Source organism: Ancylobacter tetraedralis, assembly GCF_014195655.1.
In the GTDB taxonomy this organism is placed as follows: Bacteria; Pseudomonadota; Alphaproteobacteria; order Rhizobiales; family Xanthobacteraceae; genus Ancylobacter; species Ancylobacter tetraedralis.
Window position 1 is genome coordinate 184,265 of record NZ_JACICD010000001.1, and the last position, 16,445, is coordinate 200,709.

A 16,445-nucleotide genomic window follows, 5' to 3' on the forward strand; every position below is an offset into this window, starting at 1 on the left:
CGTCCCCGCGTCTCACCCGACCTCTCGCGCCAGTCCGGCCAGCGCCTCCGAGACGCCGGCCGGCTGCACCACCGCGGCGCGGATGAGATCGTCGAAGCGCTGGTTCAGCAGGCGTACCTGCGGGCTCGCCGTGAACACGAAGAACAGCCCGCCAATATAGAGAATGGCGCGCTGCGGGCCGAACACGGTGAGCGGTGCCGAATAGGTGCGGCGGACATCGAACAGATGGATCCGCAGGCTGGGATAGAGCGCCTCGCAGGTCTCGCTCATGACGCGCAGCTGCTCGCGCCGCAGCGCCGCCGGCAGCTGCTCCCATTGCCCCTCGCCGCGGGCGAAGGCCTGCAATCCCTGCAATGGCAGGCACGCTTCCTGCGAGAGATCGGAGCGCCGCATGCCGTCGAGCCGTTCCTGCGCCCAGCGCGAGGTGGCGGCGGCGTCGATTTCCGGCCAGCCGGCATATTCATAGGCGATCACCTCCGGCAGCTTCAGGAAATCGGGAAAGCTGCGGGGCACGGTGCGGATGGGATAGCCGGCATTCTCGGCCTCCGCGTACCAGCGCAGGAAGCGGCCATCGGCCGGCGACCCCGCCTGACCCTCGATGCGCACCTGCTCGACCACATCGGCGCCCGGCCGCTCCTGGCTGGTGAGGCCGAGCAGCCAGTCCACCGAGATGCCATAGCGGGCCGACAGGATCGCCAGCGTCTCGGCGCGCAGCAGCCGGTCGTTCGTCGGCGACAGAACCTGCGACAGGGTGGAGCGGTCGATCCCCAGCGAGCGGGCAAAGGCCGAGGGCGGGAGTTTCGAGCGCTGGATCACCAGCGCAAGACGCTCGCGAAAGATCTGCACGACCTGCCGTCGCATGGCTTTGCTCCTGAAGTGCACCAGCGTTGTGAATTATCACCAAATGGGCACTTTATGCGACAATTCCCACGTGGCGATTTGTTATCCCGCGTTGCGCCTGTACCGTCGCGGCGGGAGGATCGTACCATGGAAATCACCGCTTCCCCGTTCGCAAAGCACCCAGATTCAACGCGTCGCGCCAGCATCGAATGGCCCACGCTCACGCTCGCCGCCGGGATCTATGGTGGCTGGGGCCTGGTGACATTCTTCCACGCCGAGCTGCCGTTTTATGTGCTGGTGCCTCTGGGGGCATGGCTGCTGGCCTGGCAGGGGTCGCTGCAGCATGAGATCATCCACGGCCACCCCACCCGCTGGCGCCGGTTCAACCGGTTTCTCGGCGCGATCCCGCTCTCGCTCTGGCTGCCCTATGAGCGCTACCGGGTGCTGCACCTGTGCCATCACCGCGACGAGGTGCTGACCGACCCGCTCGACGACCCGGAATCCTATTACTGGACCGAGGAGCACTGGCAGGAACTGGGGTTGGTGGGGCGCTGGCTGGTCAAGGCACAGACCCGGCTTCTCGGCCGGCTGGTGATCGGGCCGTTCTGGTCGGTCAGCCGCTATCTCCTGTCGGAAGCGAAGGCGATGCTGGCGGGCGACCGGCATCTCGCCCGCATCTGGGCGCGGCATCTGGCGGGCTGCGCGGTAATTCTGGCCTGGCTGGTTTTCGTCTGCGATTTCAATCCGCTCGCCTATGCCGCGCTGATACTCTATCCTGGCACGTCGCTGCTGATGGTCCGCTCCTTCGCCGAGCACAAGGCGGAGCACGCCGTCTTCAAGCGTACCGCCATCGTGGAGGGCTCGCCGGTAATGGGACTGTTGTTCCTCTATAACAATCTCCACGCCGTGCACCACGCCCACCCGACGCTGCCATGGTATAAGCTGCCGGCGGTCTACCGCGCCAACCGCGCCGCCTTCCTGGAGCGCAATGGCGGCCTGCTCTACAAGGGGTATGGCGAGGTGTTCCGCCGCTTCCTGCTGCGCGCGCACGACCAGCCGGAGCATCCTCTCGGGCGCGTGCCGCTGGATTCATGAGGCTCCCCGCGATCTCCCGCAGCACGCTTGTCGGGGCCGGCTTCATGCTGGCCTCGGGCCTTGTCGTCTCGTTCATGGAGGCGGCGGTGCGCGGGGTGAGCCAGACGCTGCACCCGTTCATCCTGGTCTTCTGGCGCGAATTGTTCAGCGTGGCGCTGCTGCTGCCGCTGTGGTCGCTTGCCGGGCGTCCGCGCGTGGCTCGCGCGCGGCTGCCGCTGCATGCCCTGCGCGCGCTGCTCAATGGCGGGGCCATCCTCACCTGGTATCTCGCTCTGCGCAGCCTGCCGCTGGCGGAGGCGACGGCACTCGGCTTCACCGCCATCCTGTTCGCGGCGATGGGCAGCCGCGCCGTGCTGGGCGAGCGGGTCTTCCCGCTGCAATGGATCGCCATTGCCGTGGGCCTGGGCGGTGCGTTGCTGGTCATCGGCCCGCAGGTCGCGCTCGAGCTGGTGGGAGGGCAGGCCTTCGCCCTAGGGGATGCGCGCAGCTTCGGCGCGGCGGCGGCGCTCGGCTCGGCGGTGTTGTTCGCCGCCTCCATGCTGGTGGCCAAGCTGCAGTCGCGCGGCGATGGCAGCGCGGTGAGCGCGCTGCTGCTGGCGATCGGCATGGGTGCACTGGCCGGCCTGCTGGCGGTGCCGCTCTGGACCTGGCCGAGCGCGAGCGACTTTGCGTGGCTCGGCTTCTTCGCGGTCTGCAACGTGTTCGGGCAGGTGTTCTTCCTGGAGGCGATGCGCCGGGCCAGCGCCGCCGTGGTCATCCCGCTCGACGTCTTCCGGCTGGTCTGGGCGCTGGTATTCGGCGTCGCCATCTATGCCGAATGGCCCACGCCGCCGGCGCTGATCGGCGCCATGCTTATCGCGGGATCCGCCATCCTCGTGGTGTTCGGCGCGCGACGCGGCGTCGACACGGCGACGGAACCCGCCCGACAGGTCGAGGCACGATGATGAGTGGGCCAAGCACGAAACACCTAACCATGAATCACCTGACCCTGAATCGCCCCTCTCCCGGCCTCGCCAATCTCGGCGTGTATGATCCGCCCTGGCTCCATGCCGCCAATGACGCGCTCTGGGCGGCGATCCGCGCGCGTCTTGCCGCGCGTGGCCGGCGCGACGTCCCCGCGGGGCTGGAGCGCGCGCGTGCGCTGCGCGCCATCTGGCACGATCCGGCGCTGCTGGTCGGACAGACCTGCGGCTATCCCTTGATGACCGAACTGGGCGAGGCGGTTACGGTGATCGGCGCGCCGGTCTATGGGCTGCCCGGTTGCGAGGGCGCGCGCCATTGCAGCTTCATCGTGGTGCGCGAGGATGCGCCATTCGAGCGTCTTGAGGATCTGCGCGGCTGCCGGGTGGCCATGAACGGGCCGGACAGCAATACCGGAATGAACCTGCTGCGCCACGCCATCGCCCCGCTGGCCCGCGAGGGCCGCTTCTTCGGAGCGGTGCTGACCAGCGGCGGGCATCTGCTCAGCCTGGAAAGCGTGCAGGGCGGCGCCACGGATGTCGCCGCGATCGACTGCGTGACGTTCGGCCTCGCCGCCCGCCATAGGCCGGATCTCGTCGCGGGCCTGCGCGTTCTCGCCCGCACGGCCGCGGGGCCCACGCTGCCCTTCATCACCTGCGGCGGCGCCCGTCCGGAAGAGGCGGAGGAGCTGCGCCAGGCCATCAACGAGGCGCTGGCAAGGGCACAGGACGATCCGCTCCTTGCCGGGCTGGCACTCACCCGCGTGGAGCCGGCCGACCCGGCCGATTATGAAGTGCTGCTGCGCTATGAGGCGGACGCGGTGGCTATGGGCTATCCCGCCCTCGCCTGACGGCTCACGGATGGCGTCAGGCTGTCGCCGGCGCAAGGCTGCGGCCGAGTTCCGCGCGCGGCAGATGGCAGCGAATGGCATGGCCATGCGCGTCCGCCGTGAAGGGGGGCTCCTCGGTGTCGCAGATCGGGCCGATGCGCCGGGGGCAGCGCGTGTGGAACAGGCAGCCGGCCGGCGGGCTCACCCCGCTCGGGATCGCGCCGGTGAGCCGGATGCGTCCGGTCCGCTCGCCGCTGACCGAAGGCGCGGCCGAGAGCAGCGCCTCGGTATAGGGATGATGGGGGCCATCCAGCACCCGGGCCGCCGGGCCGACTTCCAGCAGGCGCCCGAGATAGAGCACGGCGATCCAGTCCGAGAGATAGCGGACCACGCCGAGATCGTGCGAGATCAGGAGATAGGCGACCTGCCGCTCCGCCTGCAATTCGGCCAGCAGGTTGAGGATCGCCGCCTGCACCGAGACGTCCAGCGCCGAGGTCGGCTCGTCGCACACCACGAGGCGCGGATTGCCGGCAAAGGCGCGGGCGACCGCCACGCGCTGCTTCATGCCGCCCGAGAGCTGGCGGGGGCGGGCGGAAAGCTGGCGCGCGGTGAGGCGCACCGATTCCAGCAGCCGCGTCACCTGCGCCTCGCGCTGCGCGCCCTTCAGACCGCCGAGCCGGGTGATCGCCCGGCCGATCAGCCGCCGCACGCTGTGCGAACGGTTGAGCGCTGAATCCGGGTTCTGGAACACGATCTGCAGCGTCTTGATCTGCTCGGCGGTGCGACGGCGCACCTCGGGGGCGAGCGCCGCGCCGTCCAGCGCCATGCCGCCGCCCGCGTCCGGCGCGATGAGGCCGAGCAGGGCATGGGCGAGCGTGCTCTTGCCGCTGCCGGATTCGCCCACCAGACCCAGCGTCTGCCCCGGCATCAGCCGCAGCGAGACGTCGCGCAGCGCCTGCACCGCATAGGGCGCGGAGCCATAGGTCTTGGACAGTGCGGTGAGTTCGAGCACCGGCGTGCCGGTGGAGGCGCCGGCGGGCGCGAGCGTGCCGGCGGCGGCGCGGGGCACGGCATGGGGCAGGTCGCCGACCCGGTCATGATGGTGGCAGCGGCTCACCCGTCCCGCGCCGGTGGTCACCAGCGGCGGGTCGATCGTGCGGCAGGTCTCGTCCGCCAGCGCGCAGCGCGGCGCGAAGACGCAGCCGACCGGGATGGAGCCGGGCGCGGGTGGGAAGCCGGGAATGGTGTCGAGGGGCGCGAGGTCCTTGCGCAGGCCCGGTCGCGGCAGGCAGCGCAGCAGCCCGGCCGTGTAGGGATGGCGCGGATCGGCGAACAGGTCGCGCACCGGCCCTTCCTCCACCAGCCGGCCGGCGTAAAGCACGCCGACCCGGTCGCACAGCCCGGCAATCGCACCGAGATTGTGGCTGATGAACAGGATGGACGCGCCGAACTCGCGCCGCAGCGTGTCGACGAGATCGAGGATCTCCGCCTCGATCGTGGCATCGAGCCCGGTGGTCGGCTCGTCGAGGATGAGCAGCGAGGGATCCTTGGCGAGCGCCATGGCGATGACCACGCGCTGCTGCATGCCGCCCGAGAGCTGGTGCGGATAGCGCTCCATGACGCGGGCGGGCGAGGAAATGCGCACCCGCGTCAGCATCTCCTCCGCGCGCCGGCGCGCCTCGTGGCCGGACGCGCCGAGAATCTCGAACGCCTCGGCCACCTGGCGGCCGATGGTGATCGAGGGGTTGAGCGCGCGGCCGGGGTCCTGGAACACCATGGCGACCTCGCGGGCGCGCATCTGCAGCAGCGCGGCGCGGTCGAGCGCGCCGACGTCGCGCCCGTTGATGAGCGCCCGGCCGCCGGACATGCGCCCGTTCGCCGGCAGCACACGCTGCACCGCCAGCGCCACGGTGGATTTGCCCGAGCCGGATTCGCCCACGAGGCCATAGACCTCGCCCTTGGCGATGGACAGGTTCACCTGGCTCAGCACCGGCACGGCGCGGCCACGGATGCGGTAGGAGACGCTCATGTCGTCGAGCCGCAGGACGGGCGGAACGGCAGGGTCGGTCATTCGGCCAGCGCCCTCTGCAGGGATTCGGCGGCGAGGTTCACGCCCACGATCAGCGAAGCCGTCGCCGCGGTGTCGAACACCACGGTCCACCAGAAGCCGCCGATCAGCACGCCGTAATTCTCGGCGATGGCGAGGCCCCAGTCCGGCGTCGGCGGCTGCACGCCGAAGCCGAGGAAGCTCAGCGAGGCGATGGTGAAGATGGCATAGCCCAGCCGCACCGTGCCCTCGACGATGATGGGCGGCGTGATGTTGGGCAGGATCTCGACGCTCATGATGTAGGGCGCGCTTTCCCCGCGCACGGCCGCCGCCGCGACATAGTCGAGATGGCGCTCGGTGAGCACCGCCGCGCGCACGGTGCGGGCCACCAGCGGAGCGAAGACGAGGCCGACCACCACCACCACGGTGGGCGTGGAGGGGCCGAGCGCCACCAGCACCAGCAGCGCGACGATGATGAGCGGCAGCGAGAGCATCACCTCCAGCAGCCGCCCGATGATGGCGTCCACCCAGCCGCCGAAATAGCCGGTGATGAGGCCGATGGCGGTGCCGGCCACCGTGCCGACCAGCGTCGCCAGCGGCGCGATGGTGAGGATGGCCCGCGCACCCACCAGCACGCGCGAGAACACGTCGCGGCCGATCTGGTCGGTGCCGAACCAGTGCTCGGCCGAGGGCGGCTGCAGCGTGTTCAGGAGGTCGTCGGCATAAGGATCATAAGGCACGAAGGACGGCGCGAACACGGCGCAGACCGCCCAGAACAGGAGGATGGTGATGCCGATCAGGAAGCTCGGCGTGCGCAGCAGCCGGCCGACGACCCCGCGCGTGCGGGCCTCCCGGGCAAGGCCGGGCGCGGGCTCGGTGAGAGGCAGCGCCTCGCTCATCGGCGTCCTCCCGTCCGCAGTCGCGGGTCGAGCAGCGTCGTCACGATGTCGGCCAGCAGCGTCGTCACCACGAAGAACGCACCGACGGTGAGGATGCCGGCCTGCAGCATGGCGAAATCCTTGGCGCGGGCGGCGCCGAGCACGAGGCTGCCAATGCCCTGGTAGCGGAACAGAGATTCCACCACCACCAGCCCGCCCAGCGCATAGCCCATCTGCGCCGCGATCACGGTGATGGTCGGCAACAGCGCGTTGCGCAGCACATGGCGCGACAGCACCGTGCGCCACGGCAGACCCTTGAGGATGGCGGTGCGCGTGTAGTCGGCCGAGAGCGCCTCCACCATGCCGGCCCGCGTCATCCGGGCGATGTAGCCGAACAGCACGATCACCAGCGGCAGAGCCGGCAGGATGAGATGCTGCAACTGCACCAGCGGCCCGCTGCCGGCAGGCCAGCTCGCCGAGAGCGGCAGCCAGCGCAGCAGCACCGCGAAGACGAGGATCAGCGCGATGGAGGAGACGAATTCGGGGATCACCGTTAGCGACAGGCCGGCGACGCTGATCAGCCGGTCGATCGGACGGCCGGCGCGCAGGGCGGCCAGCACCCCGGCGCCTATGCCGAGCGGCACCACGATGGCGAAGACCGTGGCGGCGAGCTTGAGCGAATTCACCAGCGCACTGCCGATGAATGGCGCGACCGGCGAGCGATAGGCATAGGACTGCCCCATGTCGCCGGTGATGAGGCCGCCCATCCAGGACAGGTAGATCTCCACCGGCGGCCGGTCGGAGCCGAGCTTCTCGTTCAGCGCGGCCACCGCGCGCGGATCGGCCAGCGGACCGAGGATCGCCCGGGCGGGGTCGCCCGGGAGAACCTGGCAGCCGAAGAAGACAACGACGCTGAGCAGCCACAGGGTGAGCAGACTCAGCGCCAGCCTCTTGAGGAGGAAAGGCCCCAACGCGCCAGACATGGGCGGATCAGACGAACCCGGCCTTGTGCAGGAACATCTGCCCCATCGCCGTGCCCTCGACGCCGGTGAGCTTGGACGAGGTGGCGGTGAGGTAATCGTAGAAATAGGGGAAGATGACCGGTGTCTCGTCGAGCAGCAGGCGCTGAATGGCGCCGGCCTGGGCCTTCTGCGCCGCCGGATCGAGCGCGGCGATGTAGCTGGCGACCAGCTTGTCATATTCCGGGTTCTTGAACTCGGCGGAGTTCCAGGTGCCGGTGCTCAGCAGCGGGGCGGCGAGGAATACGTTGGGCGTGCCGCGATGGCCGTAATCGGTGATGCCGAACTCGCTGTCCAGCCAGTCGGACTTGCCGGGCACGGCGTCGCCGTAATAGGCGCCGACATCCTCGATCTTCAGGTTGACCTTGATGCCGATCTCGCCGGCCGAATTGCGGATCAGGCTGGCAATGGTCGGCAGTTCCTGCATCTGCATCGTGGTCAGCGTGACCTCGAAGCCCTTCTCGGCACCGGCGGCGGCCATCAGTTCCTTGGCCTTGGCGATGTCCTTCACCCGCTGCGGCACGCTGGTGTCGGTAGAGGGGAAGACCGGGGCGAAGGGGCTGTCATTGCCCGGGTCGGCCATGCCCTTGAACAGGCCCTTGATGATGGCCGGCCGGTCCAGCGTCAGCGCCACGGCCTGGCGCACGCGCTTGTCGGCGAAGGCGCCCTTGTTCTTCATGTGGATCTGGCGATGGGCATTCGACTTGAGGCGCAGGATCTTGACCGCGGGATTGTCGAACAGGCTCTGCGAGCCCTGCGCCACGATCTGCTGCACGAGGTCGATCTGTCCGCCCAGCACGGCCAGCACCTGCGGCTGCTGCTCGGCATAGAAGCTGATCTCCACCTTGTCGGCGAGCGCCGGCCCGGCCCAGTAATCGGGGTTGCGCACGAAGGTGGCGCCGACCTTGGGGGTGTAGGTCTCGATCTTGAACGGCCCGGTGCCGTTGAAATTCTTCTCGAAATCGCCCTTGTAGTCAGCCGGCAAAATGATCGCGTTGTAATTGTCCGACGAGACGTAATAGGGGAAGTTGCCGTTCGGCGCGTCCAGCGTGAACTTCACCGTCAGGTCGTCGACCTTGGTGGTGCCGCCCTTCGACAGCACGCCCTTGAAGGCGGACAGCGCGTTGGAGCCGTTGGCGGGGTCGGCGAGCCGGTCGATCGAGGCCACCACGTCGTCGGCGGTCATGGTGCGGCCGTCGTGGAACTTGACGCCGGGGCGCAGGGTGAAGGTCCAGACGCTGCCGTCCTCGTTCGGCTTCCAGGAGGTGGCGAGCATCGGGCGCAGCACGAGGTCCGGCCCGTCGAGCGCAAGGAAATCGCCGGCCAGCGCCAGCGGCAGGAGCCCGCCCTGATCGGCGACCGATACCGGCTCGATGGCGCCCGATGGGGTGATCTGCGCGACGCGGATGGTGCCGCCCGACTTGCCCTGCGCGAAGGCGCGGCCGATGGGCGCGAAACCAGCGCCCTGCAGTACACCGGCCATGACCGCCGCCGACAGGCCGATGCGGCTGCCATGGCGGAAGAAGGCCCGGCGATCAAGCTGCCCCAGCAGGAACTGGTCGACGACCCCGTTCTCGAGCTCGCTCGCGCCCTGCCGCCATTTGTTCACGAATCCGATGAGCTTAGACATGGCACGGCTCCTGTTCGGTACTCTGGAAGATTATGATTATATCTATACAAAACCCATGCCATGGGGTGGCATGCTGACCTATCTTCGACGGCGGCGAAGCCGGCCGCAAGCCCGAAAAGCCGCTGCGCTGCAGCACAAATGCGAGGATGCCCGGATGACCGCTCTCGACTATGATGTCGCCGTGATTGGCCTCGGTGCCATGGGCAGTGCCGCGCTGGCGCATCTTTCGGCACGCGGGCAGCGCGTGCTCGGGCTGGAGGCATATTCGCCGGCTCATGGTCTTAGCTCCTCGCATGGCGACAGCCGGATCATCCGCCTCGGCTATTTCGAGGATCCGAGCTACGTGCCGCTGCTGCGCCGCGCCTATGAGAACTGGCGGGCGCTGGAGCGCGATACCGGGCGGGACGTGCTCACCATCACCGGCGTGCTGCAGATCGGCCGGCCGGACAGCCCCATCGTCTCCGGCACGCTGGCCTCCTGCCGCGCCTATGATCTCGACCACGAGGTGCTCGATCGCGCGGACATGGCCCGGCGCTATCCCGCTTTCGCGCTCGATGCCGACGAGATCGCCGTGTTCGAGACACAGGGCGGATTCGTGCGGCCGGAAGCGGCGGTCGCGGCCTGTCTCGACCTTGCCCGGCGCAATGGTGCGCAGATCCGCATGCCGGCCCGCGTCACCGCCATCGCCCCCGATGATGGTGGCGTGACCCTTCATATCGGCACGGAGCGCGTGCGAGTGGGGCGTGTGGTGGCGGCGACGGGGCCGTGGATCGGCCAGCTGATCCCCGCGCTGGCGGCGCTGGCGAGCCCGATCCGCCAGGTTGTGGCGTGGTACGCGCCGAAGGACGAGGCGGCCACCGCGCTCGGCACCATGCCGGTGTTTCTGCGCGATGCCGGCCCGGTCGGCTCCTTCTTCGGCTTCCCGCAGCTGGATGGCGCGGGGGTGAAGGTGGGCAAGCACGCGCATTTCCGCGAGCCGATCACCGATCCCGACGCGCCGAACCCGCCGGTCAACGACGCCGATACCGCGCTGCTGGACGATTTCATCGCCCGGCGCCTGCCGCTGGCCGCGGGCCGGCGCCTCGCGGCCACCACCTGCCGCTACACGATGCTGCCGGGCGAGGACTTCCTGCTGGATACGCTGCCCGGCGCGCCCAATGTCGTGGTCGCCTCACCCTGTTCGGGCCATGGCTACAAGTTCGCCAGCGTGGTGGGGGAAATCCTCGCCGATCTCGCCCAGCACGGCGAGACGGCGCTGCCCATCACGGCGTTCAGTTTCGCGGCGCTCGAGGCCAAGGCGGCGACAGCCTGACGGCGGCACCTTCCCGCGCCGGCCGCGCCACTCCCGGGCGCCTCACTTCAGGGCGTCGAGATGGGCGCGGATATGAGCGGCTTCCGCCGCGGTGGTGGCGAGGCCGATCGCCGCCAGGAAGCCCTCGCGCGCCTCGACGGTTCGGCCGAGCTGCATCAGCAGCGCGCCGCGCAGGCCGTGATAGTGGAAATAGCCTGCGAGCCGCTCCCCGAGCGGCTCCACCAGCGCGAGCGCCGCCTCCGGGCCGCGCAGCTTGGAGACCGCCACCGCCCGGTTGAGGGTGACGACAGGGGAGGGCTGCAGGATTTCGAGCGTGCCGTAGAGCAGGTCGATCTCGCCCCAGTCGGTCGCCTCGGGCGTCGGCGCGCGGGCATGCAGCGCGGCGATGGCGGCCTGCACCTGGTAGGGGCCGGGCCGCCGGTGGCGCAACGCCTTGTCGAGCAGCGCCAGCCCTTCCGCGATCATCGCCCGGTTCCAGAGCCGGCGGTCCTGCCGGTCGAGCAGGATTACCGCGCCGGCGGCATCGAAGCGGGCGCCGGCGCGGGCGTGCTGCAGCAGCATCAGGGTGGCGAGGCCCATGATTTCCGGCTCGGCGGGAAACAGGCGCAGCAGCAGCCGCGCCAGCCGGATCGCTTCCTCGCAGAGCGGCTCGCGGGCGGCGGACGTGTCGCCGGCGGCTGAATATCCCTCGTTGAAGACGAGATAGAGCATCGCCGCCACCCCGCCCAGACGCTGCGCCCGCTCCACCGCGCCCGGCGCCTCGAACGGCACATCGGCGCGCGCGACGCGGGCCTTGGCCCGGGTGATGCGCTGCTCCATCGCCGCCTCGCTGACGAGAAAGGCGCGGGCGATCTGCCGGACGGAGAGCCCGGAGACGATGCGCAGCGCCAGCGCGATCTGCTGCGCCGCCGGCAGGTCCGGGTGGCAGCAGATGAACAGGAGGCGCAGCACGTCGTCGCGATACTGCGCGCCGTCCAGCCGCTCGACGATCGCCGCCTCCGCGTCGCCGGTATCGGACAGCGCCTCGGCCAGCACGTCTTCGGGCGGCAGCTCGCTCTGCCGCGCCCGCCGTCGCACCGCGTCGAGCGCGATGTTGCGGCCGACGAAGATCAGCCAGGCGGCGGCATCGCGTGGCGGGCCCTTCTCCGGCCAGGTCCTGAGTGCCCGGAGGCTGGCCTCCTGAAAGGCCTCCTCGGCAAGGTCGAGGTCGCGGAAGTGGCGCAGCAGCGCGGCGATCGCCTGCGGGCGCGCCGCCGTGAGGGTCGCCCCGATCCGGTGCGCCTCCTCCTCCTTCATCCCCGCGCGCCGCCGTCGAGGAACAGGCGGGTGGGGCGGACCTCATAGGCGCCGCCGGGATTGGCCACGCCGAGCTCGCGGGCGATGGCGAGCGCTTCCTCCAGATCCACGCAATCCAGCAGATAGAAGCCGAGCAACTGCTCCTTCGTCTCGGCGAACGGGCCGTCGAGTATCAGCGGCGGGTCCTGGTCCTTGCGCAGCGTGGTCGCGGCGGTGGTGGGCAGCAGCCGCGCCGCCGGGCCGAGCTTGCCCGCCCGGGCCAGCCGCTCGTGCACCACGGCGAGCCTCTCCATCACCGCGTCGTCCTCCTGCTGGGTCCAGGCGCAGACGACGTCTTCCTGATGGTAGCAGAGCAGCGCGTAGAACATGCGGGTCTCCCGAGTTGCGACAGGGTCGGATGGGGCCGGCGACGGGCGCGTCAGCCGCCGCTGATCGCGGTGATGATGAAGACGTCAGTGCCGGGCGCCAGCGCCGTGGAGAGGCGGGCGCGCCGGCCGTCGACGAATACGTTGACATGGCGCCGGATGGCCGGCGTCTCGTCGCAGAGGCGCGCGCCCATGCCGGGCCAGAGGCGGTCCAGCGCCGCCACCATCTCCGCCACGCTGCCGGCTTGCAGCGCGACGCGCGGCTCGGCATCGGGAAACAGCACGACGAGATGGGGCGGCAGGCGCACCAGCACGGGCGCCCGCATCTCGCTCGGTGCCTGCGACGGCACGTGCTCGCCCATGGCGTGCGGCTCCGCTGCGCGCGTCCTCACCGCTCCATCACCAGCGTCTCGACCGAGGTGATGGTCGGCAGGTAGGGGGCCAGGCAGGTCCATGTATCGCCCTCGTCGATGCTGCCATAGAGGGCGCCGGCATTGGTGCCGAAATACACCCCGGCCGGCTCCAGCGTGTCGGTCGCCATCGCCTGGCGCAGCACGTTGAAGTAAGCGTCGCCCTGCGGCAAGCCCGCGCGCCCCGCCTGCCAGCTCGACCCGCCGTCGCGCGTGCGCCACACCGCCGTGTTGCCGCCGGGCATGAAGCGGCCCTTGATGTCGCCGTTCAGCGGGATGAGGTAGAGACTGTCGGGATCGCGCGGATGGACGGCGGCGGGAAAACCGAAGGAGGAGGGCAGGCCCTCTTCGATGCTCTCCCAGCGCCTGCCGCCATCGTCGGAGCGGTACATACCGCAATGGTTCTGCTGGTAGAGCCGCGCGCCGCCGCCCGGCGCCCGCACGAGACAATGCACGCACTGGCCGAATTCCGGGTAATTCTGCCCCTCGGGCAGGAAATCGGCGCGCGTGCCGCGATTGCGCGGCTCCCAGCTGGCGCCGCCATCCTCGGTGGCGAACACTCCGGCCGCCGAGATGCCGACCCAGATCCGGCCGTTATCCCTGGGGTCGAGCACCAGCGAGTGGAGGATCAGCCCGGCGCCGCCGGGATTCCACTCCGGCCGTGTCGGGTGCTGCTGCAAAGCTTCGACATGGCTCCAGTTCGTTCCGCCATCGTCGCTCACGAACAGCCCGGCCGGCTCCACGCCGGCGTACAGCCGGCCCTCCGCGCCGACGGCGAGGCTCCACACCGCCTTGACCGGCGTTTGCCCGGCCTCATAAGCGAGCCCCTGGCTCGAATGGCTCCACGAGGCGCCGAAATCGGTGGATTTCCATACCGCCGGGCCGAACCATTCATTGCCGCCGCCGGCATAGATCGTGCCGCTGGCCGGATCGGCCACGACATGATTGGTGGGCCACGTCTCGCAGAATGGTCCGCGCAGCGCCCAGTCGCGTCGGGCGCCGTCGCTTTCGAGGATGAAGGCGCCCTTGCGGGTGCCGACGAGGAGGAAGACCCGCTGCGTCATCGCTGCCTCCCCTCACGTCGCCGAGGCGACAATCAGCCAGGACACGCCGAAACGATCGGTCAGCGTGCCGAAGCGGGGCGAGAAGAAGGTCGGCGCCAGGGGCATGGTCACCTGACCGCCCTCTTTGAGCGCGGCGAAGGTCGTCTCGGCCTCCTCCGGGGACGCGACGGTGAGCGCCAGTGAGATGCCGGCGAAGGCGGCGCCATCCGACTGGCAGCCATCGGAGGCCAGAAGCTCGGCGTCGCCGACCGTGAAGCTGGAATGCATGACCTTGTCGCCCCAGTCCTCCGGCATCATGCCGGGCGGGGGCGGATCCGGCGCGTCCTTGAAGCGCATCAGCGTGTTCAGCCTGGCGCCGATCGCCGCCGTGTAGAAGGCGATGGCCTCCTCGGTGCGGCCGTTGAACATCAGATAAGGCTGGACGTTCATTGCTTTTCCCTCCCCCTCGGGCTCCATGGCGCGGCGCGGCCAAGGCAGGCCGGCGCCCGCGACACGAGGACGAACGGGGGAAGGCTAATCCGACATCGCGGCGAGAATTTTTCCCAAACGGCAGCTGGGGCGTCGGCAGGGTCGGCGGCCGGCTTCCGGCGCGCGGCCTACGGCCGGAGCGAGGCGAAGGCGCGCCGGTCGAGCCGCTCCAGTCCGCCGTGCCGGACGGCGTTATAGGGCGAGGCCGTGCGCTCGATTGCGCCGGCCACCTGACGCGGCAGGTCGGTGGCGAGCTGGACGGCGCGCCAGCTGCCGGCCAGGCCGGCGACGCCGAGCGTCATGCCGAACAGGGCCGCGGAAACGGTCGACAGGGGAGATCCGGGAGACATCGCGCTACCTCGCAGTTTGATTCGACAGGCGACCGCCATGCGGCCTCAATGGGTTGGTCGATCGCGCAACCGGATCCGCCAGCACGCCCTGCCGGTGCATTCCGGAGCGGAATGGATGGGGAGGTTCTAGATCCGGCAAAAAGAGGGATCTGCCCAATTGGAACGGTGCGCCGCGATGCGTGTGCTTGCGAAACAGTAACCGGCAAAAACCGTGATGTTCGGAAATGGACGAGCCCGTTTCATTGCCGGAAGGCGCGCGTCATCTCGCGCAAGGAGGCGTCGAGCGTGGCGGGGATGACATGACGGGCCTGAGCGCTGGCGCCGGAGAGGCGCCGGAGCTGTGGCGGCCGGTCCGCGCCCCAGTCCGCGCACCGATCATGCGCCCCGGTCATGCCCCTGTTGGCGGGCGCGCCGATGATCTCGACAAATAAGTCTATACATATAAAATGGCGATGCGCAGGAGATGGCCGCCATGGGACGTTCGGACAAGTTGAAGCTCGGTACCTTCGTGTACACGTTCGGCTACAACCCGGCCGGGTGGCTGCATCCGGGCAGCGACGTGAACGGCGCCAATGATTTCGCCCACCTGCTCAAGGTGGCGCAGATGTCGGAAGCCGCCAAGTTCGATTTTCTGTTCCTCGCGGATTCGCCGGCTGCCGCGATCGGCGATCCCGAGGCGCTGTGCCGCCTGCCGACCAAGATGAATCGCTTCGAGCCGCTGACGCTGCTTTCCGCGCTGGCGGTGGCGACATCCAATCTCGGCCTGGTGGCCACCGCCTCCACTTCCTATTACGAGCCGTTCAACCTCGCCCGCATCTTCGCCTCGATCGATCATCTCAGCGGCGGCCGGGCGTGCTGGAATGTAGTGACATCAGACCATGACGAGACCGGCTACAATTTCAACCGCGAGGGGCTGGACCCGCACGCGCTGCGCTATGAGCGCGGCAAGGAGTTCGTCGATGTGGTGTTCGGGTTGTGGGACAGTTTCGAGCGCGATGCGCTGAAGCTCGATCGCGAGAGCGGCGTCTATTACGACAAGCACAAGCTCCACACGCTGAACCACAAGGGCAAGCACTTCCAGGTGCGCGGGCCGCTCAACATCGCCGCCACCCCGCAGGGGCGGCCGGTGATCGCCCAGGCCGGCGGATCGGCGGCGGGCATCGAGCTGGCGGCGGAAACCGCCGAGATCGTGTTCTCGCTCGCTTCCAACCTGGAGCGCAGCCAGGCCTTCTACGCCACGTTGAAGGAGCGCATGGCGAGCTTCGGCCGCGGGCCGGACGAGCTGAAGGTGATGCCGGGCGTGGTCATCAATGTGGGGCGCACCGAATCCGAGGCGCGCGAGAAGGTCGCCTATCTCGCCGGCAAGCTGCACCCCGATGTCGGCCGGGCGATGCTCGCCGAGTTCCTGGAAGCGGACCTCTCCGGCGTGCCGCTCGACGCGCCCTTCCCGAAGGACCGTCTGCCGTCGGCGCCCAAGGGCTCCAAGGCGCTGTTCGACGAACTGACCGATTTCGTCATGAAGGGCCACACAGTGGGCGAGCTGATCCAGCTGTTCAGCGAGAAGCACACGGGCAACGGCATCACCGGCACGCCGGCCATGGTGGCCGACTTCATGGAGGAGTGGTTCCAGACCCGCGCGGCGGACGGCTTCATCGTGATGTGCCCGACCCTGCCGGCGGCGCTGGAGGATTTCACCGAGCTGGTGGTGCCCGAACTGCGCCGGCGCGGCCTGTTCCGCGAGGAATATGAGGGCACCACGCTGCGCGCCAGCCTCGGCCTGCCGATACCGGAAAACCGATACGCCCGCGCGCGGCGGCAGGCGGGCCTTGCCGGCGGCGCCTGAATCGACGGACATGGCTGGAAAATTGCTACGCTGCGTCAC

The 16,445-nt window shown here is 69.4% G+C and carries 16 protein-coding genes; 5 read left to right on the forward strand and 11 right to left on the reverse strand.

Translation table 11 applies throughout. From position 1 onward, the window contains the following. Positions 1-12 precede the first annotated feature (12 nt). The gene (locus FHS55_RS00865) at positions 13-861 is read right to left on the reverse strand and encodes a helix-turn-helix domain-containing protein (RefSeq protein ID WP_183187795.1); all 849 of its coding nucleotides are present in this window, start codon (positions 859-861) and stop codon (positions 13-15) included. A 126-nt stretch (positions 862-987) separates the two neighbouring features. On the opposite strand from FHS55_RS00865, the gene FHS55_RS00870 reads away from it, so the two are divergent. Genes FHS55_RS00870 through FHS55_RS00880 form a run of 3 tightly spaced genes read left to right on the forward strand, consistent with a single transcriptional unit; the run spans position 988 to position 3,745 of the window. After that, entirely contained in the window at positions 988-1,935 is a 948-nt protein-coding gene (locus FHS55_RS00870; RefSeq protein ID WP_183187796.1) for a fatty acid desaturase, read from the forward strand. Beyond that, positions 1,932-2,879 (forward strand): DMT family transporter, encoded by a 948-nt coding sequence (locus FHS55_RS00875; protein WP_183187797.1) that lies wholly within the window; start codon positions 1,932-1,934, stop codon positions 2,877-2,879. Before FHS55_RS00870 ends, FHS55_RS00875 begins: the two co-directional genes overlap by 4 nt. A 29-nt stretch (positions 2,880-2,908) precedes the next feature. Next, positions 2,909-3,745: a phosphate/phosphite/phosphonate ABC transporter substrate-binding protein gene (locus FHS55_RS00880; protein WP_183187798.1), complete on the forward strand. Its 837-nt coding sequence runs from the start codon at positions 2,909-2,911 to the stop codon at positions 3,743-3,745. Between the two features lie 16 nt (positions 3,746-3,761). Here FHS55_RS00880 and FHS55_RS00885 read toward each other — a convergent pair whose 3' ends face one another. From FHS55_RS00885 to FHS55_RS23205, 4 genes are read right to left on the reverse strand one after another with little or no spacing between them, the layout of a single operon-like run. Continuing rightward, the gene (locus FHS55_RS00885) at positions 3,762-5,795 is read right to left on the reverse strand and encodes an ABC transporter ATP-binding protein (protein ID WP_183187799.1); all 2,034 of its coding nucleotides are present in this window, start codon (positions 5,793-5,795) and stop codon (positions 3,762-3,764) included. After that, positions 5,792-6,670: an ABC transporter permease gene (locus tag FHS55_RS00890; protein ID WP_183187800.1), complete on the reverse strand. Its 879-nt coding sequence runs from the start codon at positions 6,668-6,670 to the stop codon at positions 5,792-5,794. The genes FHS55_RS00885 and FHS55_RS00890 overlap by 4 nt, the downstream gene beginning before the upstream one ends. Next, positions 6,667-7,632 carry an ABC transporter permease gene (locus tag FHS55_RS00895; protein ID WP_210286804.1) on the reverse strand — a complete coding sequence of 322 codons (966 nt, stop codon included), beginning with the start codon at positions 7,630-7,632 and terminating at the stop codon, positions 6,667-6,669. The genes FHS55_RS00890 and FHS55_RS00895 overlap by 4 nt, the downstream gene beginning before the upstream one ends. A 7-nt stretch (positions 7,633-7,639) precedes the next feature. Then, positions 7,640-9,298 (reverse strand): ABC transporter substrate-binding protein, encoded by a 1,659-nt coding sequence (locus FHS55_RS23205; RefSeq protein ID WP_210286805.1) that lies wholly within the window; start codon positions 9,296-9,298, stop codon positions 7,640-7,642. 154 nt (positions 9,299-9,452) lie between these two features. On the opposite strand from FHS55_RS23205, the gene solA reads away from it, so the two are divergent. After that, positions 9,453-10,610 carry an N-methyl-L-tryptophan oxidase gene (gene solA, locus FHS55_RS00900; protein WP_183187802.1) on the forward strand — a complete coding sequence of 386 codons (1,158 nt, stop codon included), beginning with the start codon at positions 9,453-9,455 and terminating at the stop codon, positions 10,608-10,610. Positions 10,611-10,652: 42 nt separating this feature from the next. On the opposite strand, the gene FHS55_RS00905 is transcribed toward solA, so the two are convergent. From FHS55_RS00905 to FHS55_RS00930, 6 genes are all read right to left on the reverse strand, one after another. Beyond that, positions 10,653-11,906 (reverse strand): RNA polymerase sigma factor, encoded by a 1,254-nt coding sequence (locus FHS55_RS00905; RefSeq protein ID WP_183187803.1) that lies wholly within the window; start codon positions 11,904-11,906, stop codon positions 10,653-10,655. Beyond that, a complete protein-coding gene (locus tag FHS55_RS00910; protein ID WP_183187804.1) occupies positions 11,903-12,274 on the reverse strand; it encodes a YciI family protein in 372 nt (123 codons plus the stop codon). The genes FHS55_RS00905 and FHS55_RS00910 overlap by 4 nt, the downstream gene beginning before the upstream one ends. 50 nt (positions 12,275-12,324) lie before the next feature. Then, positions 12,325-12,633 carry a ubiquitin family protein gene (locus FHS55_RS00915; protein WP_210286806.1) on the reverse strand — a complete coding sequence of 103 codons (309 nt, stop codon included), beginning with the start codon at positions 12,631-12,633 and terminating at the stop codon, positions 12,325-12,327. A gap of 26 nt (positions 12,634-12,659) precedes the next feature. Next, entirely contained in the window at positions 12,660-13,745 is a 1,086-nt protein-coding gene (locus tag FHS55_RS00920; protein WP_183187805.1) for a WD40/YVTN/BNR-like repeat-containing protein, read from the reverse strand. A gap of 12 nt (positions 13,746-13,757) precedes the next feature. Next, positions 13,758-14,174 carry a VOC family protein gene (locus FHS55_RS00925; protein WP_183187806.1) on the reverse strand — a complete coding sequence of 139 codons (417 nt, stop codon included), beginning with the start codon at positions 14,172-14,174 and terminating at the stop codon, positions 13,758-13,760. A 167-nt stretch (positions 14,175-14,341) separates the two neighbouring features. Next, complete coding sequence (locus tag FHS55_RS00930; protein WP_183187807.1) at positions 14,342-14,563, reverse strand: hypothetical protein; 222 nt, start codon at positions 14,561-14,563, stop codon at positions 14,342-14,344. A 472-nt stretch (positions 14,564-15,035) separates the two neighbouring features. Here FHS55_RS00930 and FHS55_RS00935 point away from each other — a divergent pair, with 472 nt between their 5' ends. Next, complete coding sequence (locus tag FHS55_RS00935) at positions 15,036-16,406, forward strand: LLM class flavin-dependent oxidoreductase (RefSeq protein ID WP_183187808.1); 1,371 nt, start codon at positions 15,036-15,038, stop codon at positions 16,404-16,406. The last annotated feature ends 39 nt before the right edge of the window (positions 16,407-16,445 follow it).

Coding starts and splice junctions, on each gene's coding strand:
- FHS55_RS00875 (WP_183187797.1), top strand. CDS start 1,932: ATGAGGCTCCCCGCGATCTCCCGCAGCACGCTTGTCGGGGCCGGCTTC.
- FHS55_RS00915 (WP_210286806.1), bottom strand. CDS start 12,633: ATGGGCGAGCACGTGCCGTCGCAGGCACCGAGCGAGATGCGGGCGCCC.
- FHS55_RS00895 (WP_210286804.1), bottom strand. CDS start 7,632: ATGTCTGGCGCGTTGGGGCCTTTCCTCCTCAAGAGGCTGGCGCTGAGT.
- FHS55_RS00880 (WP_183187798.1), top strand. CDS start 2,909: ATGAATCACCTGACCCTGAATCGCCCCTCTCCCGGCCTCGCCAATCTC.
- FHS55_RS00925 (WP_183187806.1), bottom strand. CDS start 14,174: ATGAACGTCCAGCCTTATCTGATGTTCAACGGCCGCACCGAGGAGGCC.
- FHS55_RS23205 (WP_210286805.1), bottom strand. CDS start 9,298: ATGTCTAAGCTCATCGGATTCGTGAACAAATGGCGGCAGGGCGCGAGC.
- solA (WP_183187802.1), top strand. CDS start 9,453: ATGACCGCTCTCGACTATGATGTCGCCGTGATTGGCCTCGGTGCCATG.
- FHS55_RS00865 (WP_183187795.1), bottom strand. CDS start 861: ATGCGACGGCAGGTCGTGCAGATCTTTCGCGAGCGTCTTGCGCTGGTG.
- FHS55_RS00930 (WP_183187807.1), bottom strand. CDS start 14,563: ATGTCTCCCGGATCTCCCCTGTCGACCGTTTCCGCGGCCCTGTTCGGC.
- FHS55_RS00885 (WP_183187799.1), bottom strand. CDS start 5,795: ATGACCGACCCTGCCGTTCCGCCCGTCCTGCGGCTCGACGACATGAGC.
- FHS55_RS00905 (WP_183187803.1), bottom strand. CDS start 11,906: ATGAAGGAGGAGGAGGCGCACCGGATCGGGGCGACCCTCACGGCGGCG.
- FHS55_RS00870 (WP_183187796.1), top strand. CDS start 988: ATGGAAATCACCGCTTCCCCGTTCGCAAAGCACCCAGATTCAACGCGT.
- FHS55_RS00910 (WP_183187804.1), bottom strand. CDS start 12,274: ATGTTCTACGCGCTGCTCTGCTACCATCAGGAAGACGTCGTCTGCGCC.
- FHS55_RS00890 (WP_183187800.1), bottom strand. CDS start 6,670: ATGAGCGAGGCGCTGCCTCTCACCGAGCCCGCGCCCGGCCTTGCCCGG.
- FHS55_RS00920 (WP_183187805.1), bottom strand. CDS start 13,745: ATGACGCAGCGGGTCTTCCTCCTCGTCGGCACCCGCAAGGGCGCCTTC.
- FHS55_RS00935 (WP_183187808.1), top strand. CDS start 15,036: ATGGGACGTTCGGACAAGTTGAAGCTCGGTACCTTCGTGTACACGTTC.